The organism is Agrococcus sp. SCSIO52902 (assembly GCF_022983135.1).
Taxonomy (GTDB): Bacteria; Actinomycetota; Actinomycetes; order Actinomycetales; family Microbacteriaceae; genus Agrococcus; species Agrococcus sediminis.
Genome location: NZ_CP095269.1, coordinates 2,206,068 through 2,219,652, shown reverse-complemented (window position 1 = coordinate 2,219,652; position 13,585 = coordinate 2,206,068). Strand labels below are relative to the sequence as shown.

General features: G+C 74.5%; 13 protein-coding genes and 1 tRNA gene. 8 read left to right on the top strand and 6 right to left on the bottom strand.

The features are described from left to right. Positions 1-51: 51 nt before the first annotated feature. Positions 52-1,638, bottom strand: coding sequence for an HNH endonuclease signature motif containing protein (locus tag MU522_RS10960; protein WP_246990973.1), 1,587 nt, complete (start codon positions 1,636-1,638; stop codon positions 52-54). Between the two features lie 107 nt (positions 1,639-1,745). Further along, complete coding sequence (locus tag MU522_RS10955) at positions 1,746-2,558, bottom strand: 3'-5' exonuclease (RefSeq protein WP_246990972.1); 813 nt, start codon at positions 2,556-2,558, stop codon at positions 1,746-1,748. A 48-nt stretch (positions 2,559-2,606) separates the two neighbouring features. Here MU522_RS10955 and MU522_RS10950 point away from each other — a divergent pair, with 48 nt between their 5' ends. Both MU522_RS10950 and MU522_RS10945 read left to right on the top strand, forming a co-directional pair. Further along, positions 2,607-3,485 carry an alpha/beta hydrolase gene (locus tag MU522_RS10950; protein ID WP_246990970.1) on the top strand — a complete coding sequence of 293 codons (879 nt, stop codon included), beginning with the start codon at positions 2,607-2,609 and terminating at the stop codon, positions 3,483-3,485. A 4-nt stretch (positions 3,486-3,489) separates the two neighbouring features. After that, positions 3,490-4,557 (top strand): glycosyltransferase family 1 protein, encoded by a 1,068-nt coding sequence (locus MU522_RS10945; protein WP_246990968.1) that lies wholly within the window; start codon positions 3,490-3,492, stop codon positions 4,555-4,557. Here MU522_RS10945 and MU522_RS10940 read toward each other — a convergent pair. Continuing rightward, positions 4,554-5,366 (bottom strand): Sir2 family NAD-dependent protein deacetylase, encoded by an 813-nt coding sequence (locus tag MU522_RS10940; protein ID WP_225792721.1) that lies wholly within the window; start codon positions 5,364-5,366, stop codon positions 4,554-4,556. The genes MU522_RS10945 and MU522_RS10940 overlap by 4 nt on opposite strands. A 56-nt stretch (positions 5,367-5,422) precedes the next feature. On the opposite strand from MU522_RS10940, the gene MU522_RS10935 reads away from it, so the two are divergent. Both MU522_RS10935 and MU522_RS10930 read left to right on the top strand, forming a co-directional pair. Next, positions 5,423-6,220 (top strand): RNA methyltransferase, encoded by a 798-nt coding sequence (locus MU522_RS10935; RefSeq protein ID WP_146356066.1) that lies wholly within the window; start codon positions 5,423-5,425, stop codon positions 6,218-6,220. Beyond that, entirely contained in the window at positions 6,217-7,488 is a 1,272-nt protein-coding gene (locus tag MU522_RS10930) for a hypothetical protein (protein WP_246990967.1), read from the top strand. The genes MU522_RS10935 and MU522_RS10930 overlap by 4 nt, the downstream gene beginning before the upstream one ends. A 29-nt stretch (positions 7,489-7,517) precedes the next feature. Here MU522_RS10930 and MU522_RS10925 read toward each other — a convergent pair whose 3' ends face one another. Further along, on the bottom strand, positions 7,518-8,321 hold the full coding sequence (locus MU522_RS10925; protein WP_246990965.1) for an SGNH/GDSL hydrolase family protein: 804 nt from the start codon (positions 8,319-8,321) through the stop codon (positions 7,518-7,520). A 68-nt stretch (positions 8,322-8,389) separates the two neighbouring features. On the opposite strand from MU522_RS10925, the gene dinB reads away from it, so the two are divergent. Then, the gene (gene dinB, locus MU522_RS10920) at positions 8,390-9,634 is read left to right on the top strand and encodes a DNA polymerase IV (RefSeq protein WP_128189381.1); all 1,245 of its coding nucleotides are present in this window, start codon (positions 8,390-8,392) and stop codon (positions 9,632-9,634) included. Positions 9,635-9,653: 19 nt separating this feature from the next. Here dinB and MU522_RS10915 read toward each other — a convergent pair whose 3' ends face one another. Further along, positions 9,654-9,896 carry a PspC domain-containing protein gene (locus tag MU522_RS10915; protein WP_246990964.1) on the bottom strand — a complete coding sequence of 81 codons (243 nt, stop codon included), beginning with the start codon at positions 9,894-9,896 and terminating at the stop codon, positions 9,654-9,656. Between the two features lie 111 nt (positions 9,897-10,007). Beyond that, positions 10,008-10,093, bottom strand: a tRNA-Leu gene (locus tag MU522_RS10910). 89 nt (positions 10,094-10,182) lie between these two features. Here MU522_RS10910 and MU522_RS10905 point away from each other — a divergent pair. Genes MU522_RS10905 through MU522_RS10895 form a run of 3 tightly spaced genes read left to right on the top strand, consistent with a single transcriptional unit; the run spans position 10,183 to position 13,585 of the window. Further along, a complete protein-coding gene (locus tag MU522_RS10905; protein WP_146356060.1) occupies positions 10,183-11,475 on the top strand; it encodes a M20/M25/M40 family metallo-hydrolase in 1,293 nt (430 codons plus the stop codon). A gap of 5 nt (positions 11,476-11,480) precedes the next feature. Further along, positions 11,481-12,314 carry an undecaprenyl-diphosphatase UppP gene (gene uppP, locus MU522_RS10900; RefSeq protein ID WP_246990962.1) on the top strand — a complete coding sequence of 278 codons (834 nt, stop codon included), beginning with the start codon at positions 11,481-11,483 and terminating at the stop codon, positions 12,312-12,314. Next, positions 12,314-13,585: a cysteine--1-D-myo-inosityl 2-amino-2-deoxy-alpha-D-glucopyranoside ligase gene (locus tag MU522_RS10895; RefSeq protein ID WP_246990961.1), complete on the top strand. Its 1,272-nt coding sequence runs from the start codon at positions 12,314-12,316 to the stop codon at positions 13,583-13,585. Before uppP ends, MU522_RS10895 begins: the two co-directional genes overlap by 1 nt.

The following is a 13,585-nucleotide window of genomic DNA, read 5'->3' as shown; positions in this document are numbered from 1 at the left end:
TGCACTCATGACCCGCGCGGCGGGTCGCCCTTCGTCGTGCCCCGGGTGCCCTCATGACCCGCGCGGCGGAGCGAGGCCGCGCTCCCAGGCCATGCCTGTCGACTGCCCGCGCACGTAGCGCAGCAGCTCCGGATCCGGCTCGATTCGCGCGCTCCACCAGTCGTCCGGCGACGGCGGGGCCGGCTCGCCGGGCGGCGCTGCGGCCCGCAGATCGGCGAACGTCGGTCCGACGGGCACGGGCTCGTCGACGAGCGTCGCGCCGAGCGGTGTCGTCCACTCGATGACGCCGTGGCCGAGCTGGCGCATGCGCCAGCCGGAGGCGTGCTTCAGCACGTGATCTCCGCGGCACAGCGTGGCCAGGTTGTCGAGGCTCGTGGCGCCGCCCTGGGCCCAGTCGAGGGTGTGGTCGAGGTCGGCGCGCATGCCGGCGGCCGCGCAGAGCGGGAATCGGCAGCCGCCGTCGCGCGCGAGCAGCCACCTCCGCTGCGCGGCGCTCGGGCGGTAGGTGTCGACCGTGCTGGCCACGCCCGTGACCGGGTCGGTGAACAGGCGCTCCCAGGCGCTCGCGCCGCCGGCGAGCCACCGGGCGGTGGCGCGGTCGACGAGGATCCGCCCGTCGAGCGCAGCCGGGAACGGCAGCCCCGGCGTGCCCTCGTCGCGCAGCAGCTCGGTGGCCGGGATCGTGATCGCGACGTGGGCGCGCAGCGGCGAGACGCCGTGCGCGTCGTCGGGGACGACGCCCACGAGCAGCACCTCGCACAGCGCGTCGGCCCGGAACTGGTCGGCCGTGCGCGGGTCGTCCTTCGGCTTGCCGCGCGCCGCCTGCGTGAGGCGGTCGAGGATGCCAGCGCCGAGCGCGGCGGGGATGTGCGCGACGAGGTCGCACATGCCGTCGCCGCGGTCGTGGAGCTCGACCGCCCGCCGCTCGCGCGCGACGTCGTGCCGCTGCTGGAGGGGCGCCGTCAGCACCCGCTGCACCGCGCGCTTCGCGCGAGCGCGGAGCCGACCGGGAGTCGTGGTCTCGGCGATGCGCACGAGCTCGGCCTCGACCGCCTCGCGCTCGTGGGGCTCGATCGCGGGGTCGAGCCGGACCGCGCGCGTCTCGGCCTCGATCACCCGCAGGTGGCCGACGGTGATGCGACCCGCGGCGGCGGCCTCGTGCGCCGCCGGCAGCTCGCGCACGAGCTGCCATGCCTCGGTCATGCGGCGCTCGAGCCCGCGGTGCGACACGCGCAGCTCGACCGCCGCGAGCGAAGCGAGCTCGCGGATCGCGACGCCGGAGTCGCGCCCGTCGTCGAGCGCGCGCTGCAGGTGCTCGGCCATGAGCGCCCGGCGCTCGCCCTCGATGCGTGCCGACTGCTGCTCGAGCCCGCGCATGCGGCCCGCGAACTCGGCGTCGAGGCGCAGCTGCTGCTCGGCCGCGCCCTCGACCGCCGTCGTCATGGGCGGCAGCGGCGAGCCGGAGCGCGCGAGCTCGTCGACCTCGGCATCGGAGAGCGCGAGGAGCCGCTCCCGCCACTCGCGGTCGAACGCCTCGAGCGATGCCTCGAGCTCGAGCGCCGTCGCGCCCTGCGGGTCGATGGCGCCCGCGCGCACGGCGGCGATGTACTCCTCCGCGTCGATGCCGAAGCCCTCCATGCAGCAAGACAACACCCGGCCACTGACATGGTCGGGTGCTCCAGGAGCCGTGCCGGCGGGGCGGCAGGACCGCGGGCTGGGGCGTCAGCCCCGAACGCCGGAGGCGCTCAGGACCGCAGCGGCCAGCCGCGCCCCGCGCTGAAGGAGGGGTCGGTGCGGCGGCGGTACTCCTCGAAGCCCGCGGCCTGCTCGTCGGCCCAGCCGGCTGTCAGCTCGTGCAGCGAGATCGGGTCGATGCGCAGCTCAGGGAACCGCATCGCCATCGCCTGCGCGATGCGGCCGGCGGCGATCGCGTCGGCGCTCGCGTCGTGCGCGTCGAGCAGCTCGACGCCGTACACCTCGCTCGCGACGGTGAGCGTGCGCTTGCCGCGGCGGAACCGGTCGAGCTGCTTGTCGAGCACCATCGGGTCGATCACCGGCATCGCGGCGAGCGGCTCGTGGCCGTGCCTGCGGCACTCGGCGTCGAGCAGCGAGATGTCGTAGGCGGCGTTGAACGCGCACACCGCGAGCCCCTGCGCCCAGTAGCCGGCCAGCACGTCGCGGATCTCGCACACCGCGCCCGCCGCCTGGGCACCCTCGGCGCGGGCGCGCTCGGTGGTGATGCCGTGCACGGCGACCGATCCCTCGGGGATCTCGATGCCGGGGTCGACGATCCAGGAGCGCTCCTCGACGACCGCGCCCGACGCATCCAGCACGCCGACGTACGCGGTGACGATGCGCGCCTCGGACGGGTCGACGCCGGTCGTCTCGAGGTCGAAGACCACCAGGCGGTCGATCCAGCGGTCGGGTGCGTGGGGGCTCACGGCGAGGATCGGGCGGTGGAGCTGCGGCGCAGCCGCGACCGGCTGCCCGGCCGCGACCGGCTCGGCCGTCGCCCGCTCGACCGGGAGGGGGAGCTGCTGCACGTTCGTTCCGACCATGCGCCCACGGTAGCCGCGGCCGCCCACACCCGCCGGTAGGCTCGGCGGGTGCCGATCGAGTCCCCGTACGCCGCGCTGCTCGACGCGCTGCCGCAGCGCCGGTACGACGCGGTGGTCGACGGCACGCGCACCGCGGTCTTCGAGTACGGCGACCCCGCGGCCCCGCCGCTCGTGCTCGTGCACGGGTTCCGCGGCGACCACCACGGGCTCGAGCCGATCGTCGCCCACCTGCCGGGCATGCGCACGATCGTGCCCGACCTGCCCGGGTTCGGGGAGTCGGAGGCGCTCCCGCACGCCACGATCGACGCGTACGCCGCGTGGCTGCGTGCGCTCGTCGCCGTCGTGGCGCCCGGCGCCGCGGTGCTCGGCCACTCCTTCGGCTCCATCGTGGTCGCGCACGCCGCGGCCGGCGGCATCGAGGCGCCCCGCATCGTGCTCGTCAACCCCATCGCGACGCCCGCGCTCGAGGGCGGCGAGCGACTCGGGTCGCTCCTCGCCCTCGGCTACTACCGCGCCGCCGCGGCGCTCCCCGAGCGCGCGGGGCTCGCGCTGCTCGGCGCGCCGCCGATCGTGCGCGGCATGAGCGCCTTCATGGCGAAGACGCGCGACCGCCGGCTGAAGCGCTGGATCCACGACCAGCACGACCGCTACTTCTCGCGCTACGCCTCGCGCCGCTCGGTGCTCGAGGCCTTCGACGCCTCGATCCGCCACACGGTCGGCGAGGTCGCGCACCGCATCCCGCAGCCGGTGCAGCTGATCGCCGCCGACCGCGACGACATCACCCCCATCGCCGAGCAGCACCGGCTCCGCACCCGCTTCCGGGACGCGCGGCTGTCGGTGCTGCACGGCGTCGGCCACCTCGTGCACTACGAGCAGCCCCGCGAGGCCGCCGCGATCATCCGCCGCTTCCTCGCCGAGGCGCGGTAGCCGCGTGCGCATCCTCTTCGACTGCCGCTACGTGCGCCTCGAGCACCACGACGGCATCTCCCGCTACTCGGCCGAGCTCGTGCGCGAGCTCGCCCGCGACCACGACGTGACGATGCTCGTGAGCGACGAGCGCCAGCTGCGCATGCTGCCGGCGCTGCCGCACCTGCTGGGGCCGTCGCCGGCCGGCGTGCTCGAGCCGCTCACGGCCTGGCGGCTGCGGCGCGTGCCCGCCGACATCGCGTTCTCGCCCATGCAGACGATCGGCTCGGTCGGGCGCGCCTGGCCGCTCGTGACGACCGTGCACGACCTCATCTACTACCGCCACCGCACGCCGCCGCGCGACCAGTCGCCGCTCGTGCGCGGGCTGTGGCGGCTCTACCACCTGTCGTTCGCGCCGCAGCGGATGCTGCTGAACGCCGTCGACGGCGTCGTCACGATCTCCGAGACGACCCGCCGGCTGCTCGAGCGCCACCGCCTCACGCGGCGGCCCGTCGCGGTCGTCGGCAACGCGCCCTCGTCGCTCGGGGCGCCCGTCGCGCACGAGCTGCCGCCCACGCGGCGGCTCGTCTACATGGGCTCGTTCATGCCCTACAAGGACGTCGAGACGCTCGTGCGGGCGGCCGCGCTGCTGCCCGGGCACGAGCTGCACCTGTGCAGCCGCGTCGACCCCGCGACCCGCGCGCGCCTGACCGCGCTCGCGCCCGGCGCATCCCTCGTCTTCCACGACGGCATCTCGGACGCCGACTACGCCGACCTGCTGCGCAGCGCCACCGCCTTCGTGCACGCGTCCCGCGACGAGGGCTTCGGCATCCCGGTGCTCGAGGCGATGAGCCTCGGCGTGCCCGCGGTGATCGCCGACACCGAGATCTTCCGCGAGATCGGCGGCGACGCCGCGCGCTTCTTCCCGGTCGGGGACGCGGATGCGCTCGCCCGCGCCGTGCGGGCGATCGAGGGGGAGTGGGCGGCCGTCTCGCGCGCCTCGCTCGCCCAGGCCGCGAAGCACACCTGGCGCGAGTCGGCGGTGCGGCTGGGCGCGTTCCTGGAGCGGATCGCGGCCGAGGCGAGGCGTTAAAAAGGTGCGATGAGGGCGTCGGCGATCGCCGACAGCGTCTCGCTCGTGCCGCCCTCGACGCGCACGGCGGAGCGCGCGTCCCAGCGCGTCTCGCCGCGGTTCACGATCACGATGGGCACGTCGGCGCGGCGGGCGACCTCGAGCAGCCGCGTGCCGGAGTTCACCACGAGCGACGAGCCGGCGACGAGCACCGCGTCGCCCGCGGCGATGATGTCGCGCGCCTCGGCGAACACCTGCGGCGGCACGGTCTCGCCGAAGAAGACGACGTCGGGCTTCAGCATGCCGCCGCACACGGGGCACGACGGCACCTCGAACTCCTGCGACGCGTCGATCTCGACGTCGCCGTCGGGCTGCAGCCGCACCTGCTCGGGCATCGCGATCCAGGGGTTCAGCCGCTCGATCTCGTCGGCGATGCGGTGCCGGTCGAAGGTGCGCCCGCAGCGCAGGCACGACACGGTGTGCAGCCGCCCGTGCACGTGCGTGACGTTGGCCGAGCCGGCCCGCTCGTGCAGGTCGTCGACGTTCTGGGTGGCGATGCCGGTGATGAGGCCCGCCTCCTCCATGTGCGCGAGCGCCCGGTGGCCGTCGTTCGGGTGCACCGACGCGAAGCTGCGCCAGCCCAGGTGGCTGCCGGCCCAGTAGCGCCGGCGGGCATCCTCGCTGCTCAGGAAGGTGTCGAACACCATCGGCGTGCGGCGCGGAGCGCCCTCGCCCCGGTAGTCGGGGATGCCGGAGTCGGTCGAGATGCCCGCGCCCGTGAGCACCGCGATGCGGCGGCCGCGGAGGAGGTCGATGGCGGTGTCGAGCACGGTGCCCACCGTAGTCGCCGGTAGGCTTGGCGACCGGCGGAGGAGGTCGGCGGCACATGCAGGTCATCGCGATCGACTCCCTCGACGACCCCCGCCTGCACGACTACGTGGGGCTCACCGACGTCGCGCTCCGTCGCCGCACGGAGCCCGAGCGGGGCCTCTACATCGCCGAGTCGCAGACCGTGCTCGCCCGCGCGCTCCGCGCCGGCCACGAGCCGCGCTCGGTGCTCGTCGCGCCGCGCTGGCTGCCGGAGGTCGAGGAGCTCGTCGCCGACCGCGACGTGCCGGTGTTCGTCGGCGAGGAGCCCGTGCTCGAGCGGCTCACCGGGTTCCACCTGCACCGCGGCGCGCTCGCCGCGATGCAGCGGCCCGTGCTGCCGGATGCGTCGGCGCTGCTCGCGAGCGCGCGTCGCGTCGTCGTGCTCGACGGCCTCGTCGACCACACGAACGTGGGCGCCGCGTTCCGCTCCGTCGCCGGCATCGGCGCCGACGCGGTGCTCGTCACGGGCACGTGCGCCGACCCGCTGTACCGCCGCAGCGTGCGCGTCTCGATGGGCACGGTGCTCCAGGTGCCATGGACCCGCATCGACGCGCTCGAGACCGCGATGCCGGTCTTCCGCGAGGCCGGCTTCGAGGTGGTGGCGATGGCGCTCGCCGACGACGCGGTCGACCTCGCCGAGTACGCGCTCGCGCCCGCCGACCGGGTCGCGCTCGTCTTCGGCTCCGAGGGGCCCGGCCTGTCGCGGCGCGCGATCGCCGCCGCCGACCGGGTCGTGCGCATCCCGATGCACCACGGCGTCGACTCGCTCAACGTCGCGGCCTCCGCGGCGGTGGCGATGTGGGCGCTGCGATGACGCACCGCGCGGTCACCGCCGCCTCCCAACGGGCCAGCCGGCCGCATCCGCTCGTCGTGCTCGTGCGCGCGCTCGTCGTCGCGCTGCTGGCGGCGGCCGCGATCCTCGGCGTCGCGCTCGCCTTCGCGCCCCCGCCCGCCGTCGCCGCGACGCCCGTGCCGATCGAGGCCGCGGAGCCCGGCGCCGCGTCGGTCGCGTGGCCCGAGACGGCGCGAGCCGCCGGCTACGCCGTCGTCGGCGTCGACGGCGCCGCCGAGGCGTGGGGCAGCGACCAGGCGCACCCGATGGCGAGCATCACGAAGCTCGTCACCGTGCTCGTCGTGCTCGACGCGCACCCGATCGAGGGCGACGACCGCGGCGCCGAGATCACGCTCGGCCGGCCCGACCTCGTCGCGCTCGGCGAGGCGCTCGCCGACAACGCGCCCATCGCGCCCGTCTACGACGGCATGGTCGTCACGCAGCGCGACCTCATGGAGTGGGCGCTCGTCGACTCGGCCGGCAACGCCGCGTGGTCGCTCGCGAACTGGGGCTTCGGCTCGATCGACGCGTTCCTGGATGCGTCGGCCACGTGGGCCGAGCGGCACGGGCTCGAGCAGACGTCGCTCGCCGATCCCATCGGGCTCTCGGCCCGGAGCGTCTCGAGCGCCGCCGACCTCACCCGCATCGGGCTGCTCGCCGTCGCCGACCCGGTCGTGCTCGCCACGCTGCAGCTCGAGGAGGTGGCGATCCCGGGCATCGGCATCGCGCCGAGCACCAACCGCATCCTCGGCGAGGGCTTCGTCGACGGCGGCAAGACCGGCACGCTCAAGGTCTGGGGGCGCAACCTCTTCGTCACGGCCGAGCGCGTCGTCGACGACGAGCCGCGCCGGATCGTCGCGGTCGTGATGGGCACGATCGCCGCCGACGAGACCGACGAGGCGATGCTCACCCTGCTCGACAGCCTCTGGGACGACTTCCAGCGGCGCACGATCGTGCCCGCCGGCACCGTCGTCGCCGAGTTCCGGGCGCCCTGGGGCGCGACCACGACCGCGTCGACCCTCAGCGACCTCGACGCCGACGTCTTCGGCGCGCAGCAGCCGACCGCGACCGCCGAGGCGGGCGCGGTCGAGCCGGGCGCCCCGCGCTCCGAGGTGGGGCAGGCGTCGCTCACCGACCACGACGGCGAGACGTCGAGCACGCCGGTGCGGGCCGACGGCATGCTCGCCGCACCCGACCTCGCGTGGCGCCTCACGCATCCGGTCGACGTCGTGGGCTGGTACTTCGACTGAGGCAGCCGTCGCCCCGGCGACGCGTCGCCTCAGCCGTCGATCGGCTCGGCCGGCCGCACGGGCCCCGGCACCGGCCGCTTCGGCAGGATCGCGTCGCCCGACGACTGCCCGCGCAGCCGCCGCACGACCCACGGCGCGAGGTGCTCGCGCGCCCAGTGCAGGTCGTCGAGGCGCATGCGCTGCCAGTTGCGCGCCGGCAGCGGCTCGGGCTCCGTGGCGGTGAGGTCGTGGTGCACGCCGAGCGCGTCGAGCACGAGCATCGCGATCGCGTGGTGGCCGTAGGGGGAGAAGTGGAGCCGGTCGGGCGCCCACATCTGCGGCTGCTGCAGGTGCCGGGCCGACCACATGTCGGCGACGACCGCGCCGTGCTTCGCGGCGACGCCGAAGAGGTTGGCGTTGTAGATGCCGACCTTGCCGCGGATGGAGCGCAGCACGGGCGTCATCGCGATGTCGGGGCCGTTGAAGAGCACGACCTCGGCGCCGGTCGCGCGCAGGCGCCCCACGACCTCGTCGAGCCGGGCTGCGAGCAGGTCGGGGTCGCCGCCGGGCCGGATGAGGTCGTTGCCGCCGGCCGAGATGGTGACGAGGTCGGGCTCGAGCGCGATGGCGGGCTCGAGCTGCTCGTCGACGATCTGCCCGAGCAGCCGCCCGCGGATCGCGAGGTTGGCGTAGGCGAAGTCGGGGCGGGTGCGCGCGAGCTCCTCGGCGACGCGGTCCGCCCAGCCGCGCACGCCGTTGGGCAGGTCGGGCTCCTCGTCGCCGACGCCCTCCGTGAAGCTGTCGCCGAGGGCGACGTAGCGGGTGTACGGATGCTCCATGCCGGCGTGCTGCATGCCTCCCATCCTGCCTGCTCCCGCCGCTCGCCGCAGGCCGCGTGGGCGGCGCGTGGGACGATGGGGGAGTGAGCAAGCAGGACGGCTCGAACCGCCTCGTGTCGGGGCCCGAGGTCGACGACACGACCGCGACGATCCTCCACGTCGACCTCGACGCGTTCTTCGCCTCCGCGTCGCTGCTCGCCCGCCCCGACCTCGTCGGCCTCCCGGTGGTGATCGGCCACGACTCGAGCCGCTCCGTCGTCACGGCCGCGACCTACGAGGCCCGCAGGTACGGCGTGCACTCGGCGATGCCGATGGCCCGCGCCCGCCAGCTGTGCCCGCGCGCGATCATCCTCGAGCCCGACTTCCGGCTGTACCAGCGCCTCTCGAGCCAGGTGATGGGCATCCTCGACGACGTCTCTCCCGAGGTCGAGCGGCTCGGCATCGACGAGGCGTTCGTCGGCATCGCGGGCCTGCGGCGGCTCTCCGGCGGTGCGAACCGCATCGGCGCCGCGCTGCGCGAGCGCGTGCGCGCCGAGACCGGCCTCGTCGCCTCCGTCGGCGCCGCGGGCACGAAGCACATCGCCAAGCTCGCCTCCTCGCGCGCCAAGCCCGACGGGCTGCTCGTCGTGCCCGACGACGCCGTGCTCGGCTTCCTGCACCCGCAGCCCGTGTCGGCGCTGTGGGGCGTCGGACCGAAGCAGCAGGAGCGGCTCGCCCGCTACGGACTGCACACGGTCGGCGACGTCGCGGCGACGCCGCTCGAGCGGCTCATGGCCTGGTTCGGCGAGGCGACCGGCAGGCACCTGCACGACCTCGCCTGGGCGCGCGATCCGCGAGAGGTGCGCGAGCGCCCGCACGAGAAGACCTTCGGGCACAACCACACGTTCTCGCACGACGTGACCGCGCAGGCCGAGCTCCAGGGCGAGATCCTGCGGCTCGCGACCGGCGTCGGCCGGCGGCTGCGCGACGCCGGCGTGCAGGCGCGCACCGTGACGCTCACGGTGCGCTTCCACGACTTCCGCACCATCACGCGCTCCCGCACGCTGCCCGAGCCGACGGATGTGACGCGCGTGCTGGTCGAGACGGCGTGGTCGTTGCTCGACGCGCTCGGCGGGCTGCCGCCCGTGCGGCTCCTCGGCGTGCGCGCGAGCTCGGTGCAGGACGCCGCCGACCACGGCCTCCTGTGGGACGACACGGCCACGTGGGGGAGCGCGGAGCGCGCGATGGACGCCGTGCACGATCGCTTCGGCGCAGCGGCGGTCGCCCCGGCGAGCATGCTGCGGCGCGAGCGCAAGCGCGACGACACCGGGCCCTCCGGCGGCGACTAGCGCCGCCGGGCGGCGTGGCTCAGCGGCGGCCGAGCCACCGCTCGAGCGGGATCGACCCCGACTGGTTGGGCGTGAGCGCCCAGACCACGAGGTACAGGCCCCAGCCGAGCACCGGCAGCGCGAACAGCACGAGCATGACGAGCCGGACGATCCAGACGTTGACGCGCAGCTGCGCGGCGATGCCGCCGCAGATGCCGGCGAGGAGGCGGGAGGGGCCGCGGCGGAAGCCGGTCCTGCGGATGGAGTCGAAGACGGATGCCATGGGAGCACCGTAGCCCGGCCGCCTGGGCGGCACCATGGCCCGCATCCGCGCGCGCATCCGCCGGCAGGAACGGGCAGAGGCCCGGAGCGATGAGCTCCGGGCCTCTGTCTGTGCGCGAGGGGGGACTTGAACCCCCACGCCCTAATACGGGCACTAGCACCTCAAGCTAGCGCGTCTGCCATTTCCGCCACCCGCGCAAGGTGTCGGACCACTTGGTGGACCGAGAGATGACTCTAGCACGGCCCAGCGGGCAGGGATGACCGACGGCGGCGGCTAGCCTTGGCTGGTGACCGACCAGACGACCCGCACCGTGCAGCTCGCGAGGGACCTCATCCGCTTCGACACCCAGAACTGGGGCGGCGGCCGCTCGTCCGGAGAGGCGGATGCGGCGGCGTACGTCACCGACGTGCTCGCGTCGATGGGCGTGGCGAGCGAGACCTTCGAGGCAGCCCCCGGCCGCGCCACCGTGATCGCCCGCATCGAGGGCAGCGACCCCTCGCTGCCGCTGCTCGTGGTGCACGGGCACCTCGACGTCGTGCCCGCGGACGCCGCCGAGTGGAGCGTCGACCCGTTCGCGGGCGAGATCCGCGACGGGCTGCTCTGGGGCCGCGGCGCCGTCGACATGAAGCAGATGGACGCGATGATCCTCGCGGCCGTGGAGCGCATCCTCGCCTCGGGCCGGCGCCCGCGCCGGGGCCTCGTGCTCGCGTTCTTCGCCGACGAGGAGGCCGGCGGCATCTTCGGGTCGCAGTGGATGGTGCGCAACCACCCCGAGGTCTTCGCCGGCGCCACGGAGGCGATCAGCGAGGTCGGCGGCTACTCGGTCGAGATCGCCGGGCAGCGGGCCTACCTGCTGCAGACGGGCGAGAAGGCGCTGCAGTGGATCCTGCTGCGGGCGCGCGGCACCGCCGCGCACGGCTCGCAGCACATGCGCGACAACGCCGTCACGAAGCTCGCCGCCGCGGTGGCCGCGGTCGGCGCCCACGAGTTCCCGGTCGAGCTCACCGACACGACGCGCGAGCTCATCGCCCGCATCGCCGGGCTGCTCGGCACTCCGGCCGACGACCCCGACGCGGTCGCCGAGCGCACCGGCACGATCTCGCGCTTCCTGCGGTCGAGCCTGCGCCACACCGCCAACCCGACGATGCTCGACGCGGGCTACAAGCACAACGTGATCCCCTCGGTCGCCGAGGCGCGCATCGACGTGCGGCCGCTGCCCGGCCGCGAGCGAGAGGCGATCGACGCGATCCAGGCGCTCGTCGGCGACGAGATCGAGATCGAGCTCGTGCACGGCGACGTCGGCATCGAGCACCCCTTCGGCGGCGCGCTCGTCGAGGCGATGACGGCGAGCCTCGGCCGCCACGACCCCGACGCCCCGGTGCTGCCGTACATGCTCTCCGGCGGCACCGACAACAAGGCGCTCTCGGAGCTCGGCATCGCCGGCTACGGCTTCGCGCCGCTGCGGCTCACCCCGGAGCTCGACTTCGCCGCCATGTTCCACGGCGTCGACGAGCGCGTGCCGCTCGACGCCCTCGACTTCGGCACCGACGTGCTCGAAGACCTGCTGCTGACCTACTGAGGACCATGGACTGGCTGATCGCGATCCTGCTCGGCGCCCTCCAGGGGGCGACCGAGTTCCTGCCCATCTCCTCGAGCGCGCACCTGCGCATCGCCGGGCTGTTCCTGCCCGGCGCCGAGGATCCGGGCGCCACCTTCACCGCCATCACGCAGATCGGCACCGAGCTCGCCGTGGTGATCTTCTTCTGGCGCGACATCTCCCGCATCATCGGGAAGTGGTTCGGCTCCTTCTCCGGCCGCGTGCCGAAGGACGACCCCGACGTGAAGATGGGCTGGCTCGTCATCATCGGCACCGTGCCGATCGTGGTCGCCGGCGTGCTGTTCCAGGACCTCATCCGCGACCAGTGGCGCTCGCTCTGGATCACCGCGACGGTGCTCATCGTCTTCGGCGTGATCCTGGGCCTGTGCGACATGCTCGGCAAGCGGGTGAAGACGCTCGAGACCACCACCTACCGCGACGGGCTCCTCATCGGGCTCGCGCAGGTGCTCGCGCTCATCCCCGGCGTCTCGCGCTCGGGCGCGACGACGAGCATGGGCCGCGCCCTCGGCTACGAGCGGCCCGCCGCGGCGAAGTACGCGTTCTTCCTCGCCGTGCCCGCCGTCTTCGGCGCCGGCATCTACGAGACGATGCAGGCGGTCTCGGAGCCCTCGTCGGTCGGGCTCGGCTGGGGACCGACGATCGCCGCGACCGTCGTCGCGTTCGTCGTCGGCATCGCGGTGATCAAGCTGCTCATGGACTGGATCTCGCGCCGCTCGTTCCTGCCGTTCGTCGTCTACCGCATCGCGCTCGGCACCGTGCTGCTCATCGCGCTCGCCGCGGGCTGGATCGAGGCCGGCTGATGCGCTCCTGGCAGCGCCCCGGCGTCCCCGACCTCGACCGCCTCGGCCACGGCGCGGGGGAGCGGCCGAGCGTGCACGACGTGCGCCGCGACGGCCGGGCCGTCGTGCCCGCCGGCCCCGTCGCATCCATGTACACGTGCGGCATCACGCCGTACGACGCCACGCACCTCGGCCACGCCTTCACCTACCTCGCGTTCGACACGCTCACGCGCGTCTGGCTCGACGCCGGGCTCGACGTGCGCACCGCGATGAACTCGACCGACGTCGACGACCCGCTGCTCGAGCGGGCCGCGCGCGACGGGGTCGACTGGCGCGAGCTCGCCGAGCGCCAGCAGCAGCTGTTCCGCGACGACATGGAGGCGCTGCGCATCCTGCCGCCCGACTCGTGGGTCGCCGTGACCGAGCGCATCCAGCCCATCGCCGACGCGGTGCGGCGGATGCTCGACACCGGCGACGCGTACGCGCTGCCGGCGGTCGCCGACGACGGCACGCCGCTGGGGGAGGACGTGCTGTTCGACACCACGCGGCAGCGGCAGTTCCCGATGGGCTTCGGCAGCCGCACGGGCGCCGACGAGATGCTCGAGCTCACCCGCGAGTTCGGCGGCGACCCGGATCGGCCGGGCAAGCGCTCGCCGCTCGACCCGCTGCTGTGGCGCGCCGAGCGGCCGGGGGAGCCCGCGTGGGACTCGGTGCTCGGCCGCGGCCGACCCGGCTGGCACGTCGAGTGCACGGTGATCGCGATGCAGGAGCTCCACACGCCCTTCACCGTCGCCGCCGGCGGACGCGACCTGCGCTTCCCGCACCAGGAGATGCAAGGGCACCACGCGCTCGCGCTCGGCGCCCGCATGTTCAGCGAGGTGCGGCTGAACGCCGGGCTCGTCGCCTACCAGGGCGAGAAGATGTCGAAGTCGCTCGGCAACCTCGTGCTCGTCTCGCGGCTGCTGCAGCAGGGCGCGCGGCCCGCCGCGGTGCGGCTCGCGCTCCTCGCGCACCACTGGCGCGAGGACTGGGAGTGGACCGACGACCAGCTCGAGGCCGCCGAGCAGCGGCTCGACCGCTGGCTCGAGTGGTCGACGACGCCCGACGACGACCCGTCGCTCGCCGAGAGCGTCGTGCCGTGGCTGCGCGTGACGCTGCACGACGACCTCAGCACCCCCGCGGCGCTCCAGGCGGTCGACGCGTTCATCCAGCGCGCCCCGGCCGACGAGGGCAGCCTCGCGGCGATCGACGCGCTGCTCGGCATCGACCTCAGGTCGGTCGCGCGCCGCTGA

Coding starts and splice junctions, on each gene's coding strand:
- MU522_RS10960 (WP_246990973.1), bottom strand. CDS start 1,638: ATGGAGGGCTTCGGCATCGACGCGGAGGAGTACATCGCCGCCGTGCGC.
- MU522_RS10955 (WP_246990972.1), bottom strand. CDS start 2,558: ATGGTCGGAACGAACGTGCAGCAGCTCCCCCTCCCGGTCGAGCGGGCG.
- MU522_RS10935 (WP_146356066.1), top strand. CDS start 5,423: ATGCAGGTCATCGCGATCGACTCCCTCGACGACCCCCGCCTGCACGAC.
- MU522_RS10930 (WP_246990967.1), top strand. CDS start 6,217: ATGACGCACCGCGCGGTCACCGCCGCCTCCCAACGGGCCAGCCGGCCG.
- MU522_RS10925 (WP_246990965.1), bottom strand. CDS start 8,321: ATGCAGCACGCCGGCATGGAGCATCCGTACACCCGCTACGTCGCCCTC.
- MU522_RS10915 (WP_246990964.1), bottom strand. CDS start 9,896: ATGGCATCCGTCTTCGACTCCATCCGCAGGACCGGCTTCCGCCGCGGC.
- uppP (WP_246990962.1), top strand. CDS start 11,481: ATGGACTGGCTGATCGCGATCCTGCTCGGCGCCCTCCAGGGGGCGACC.
- MU522_RS10895 (WP_246990961.1), top strand. CDS start 12,314: ATGCGCTCCTGGCAGCGCCCCGGCGTCCCCGACCTCGACCGCCTCGGC.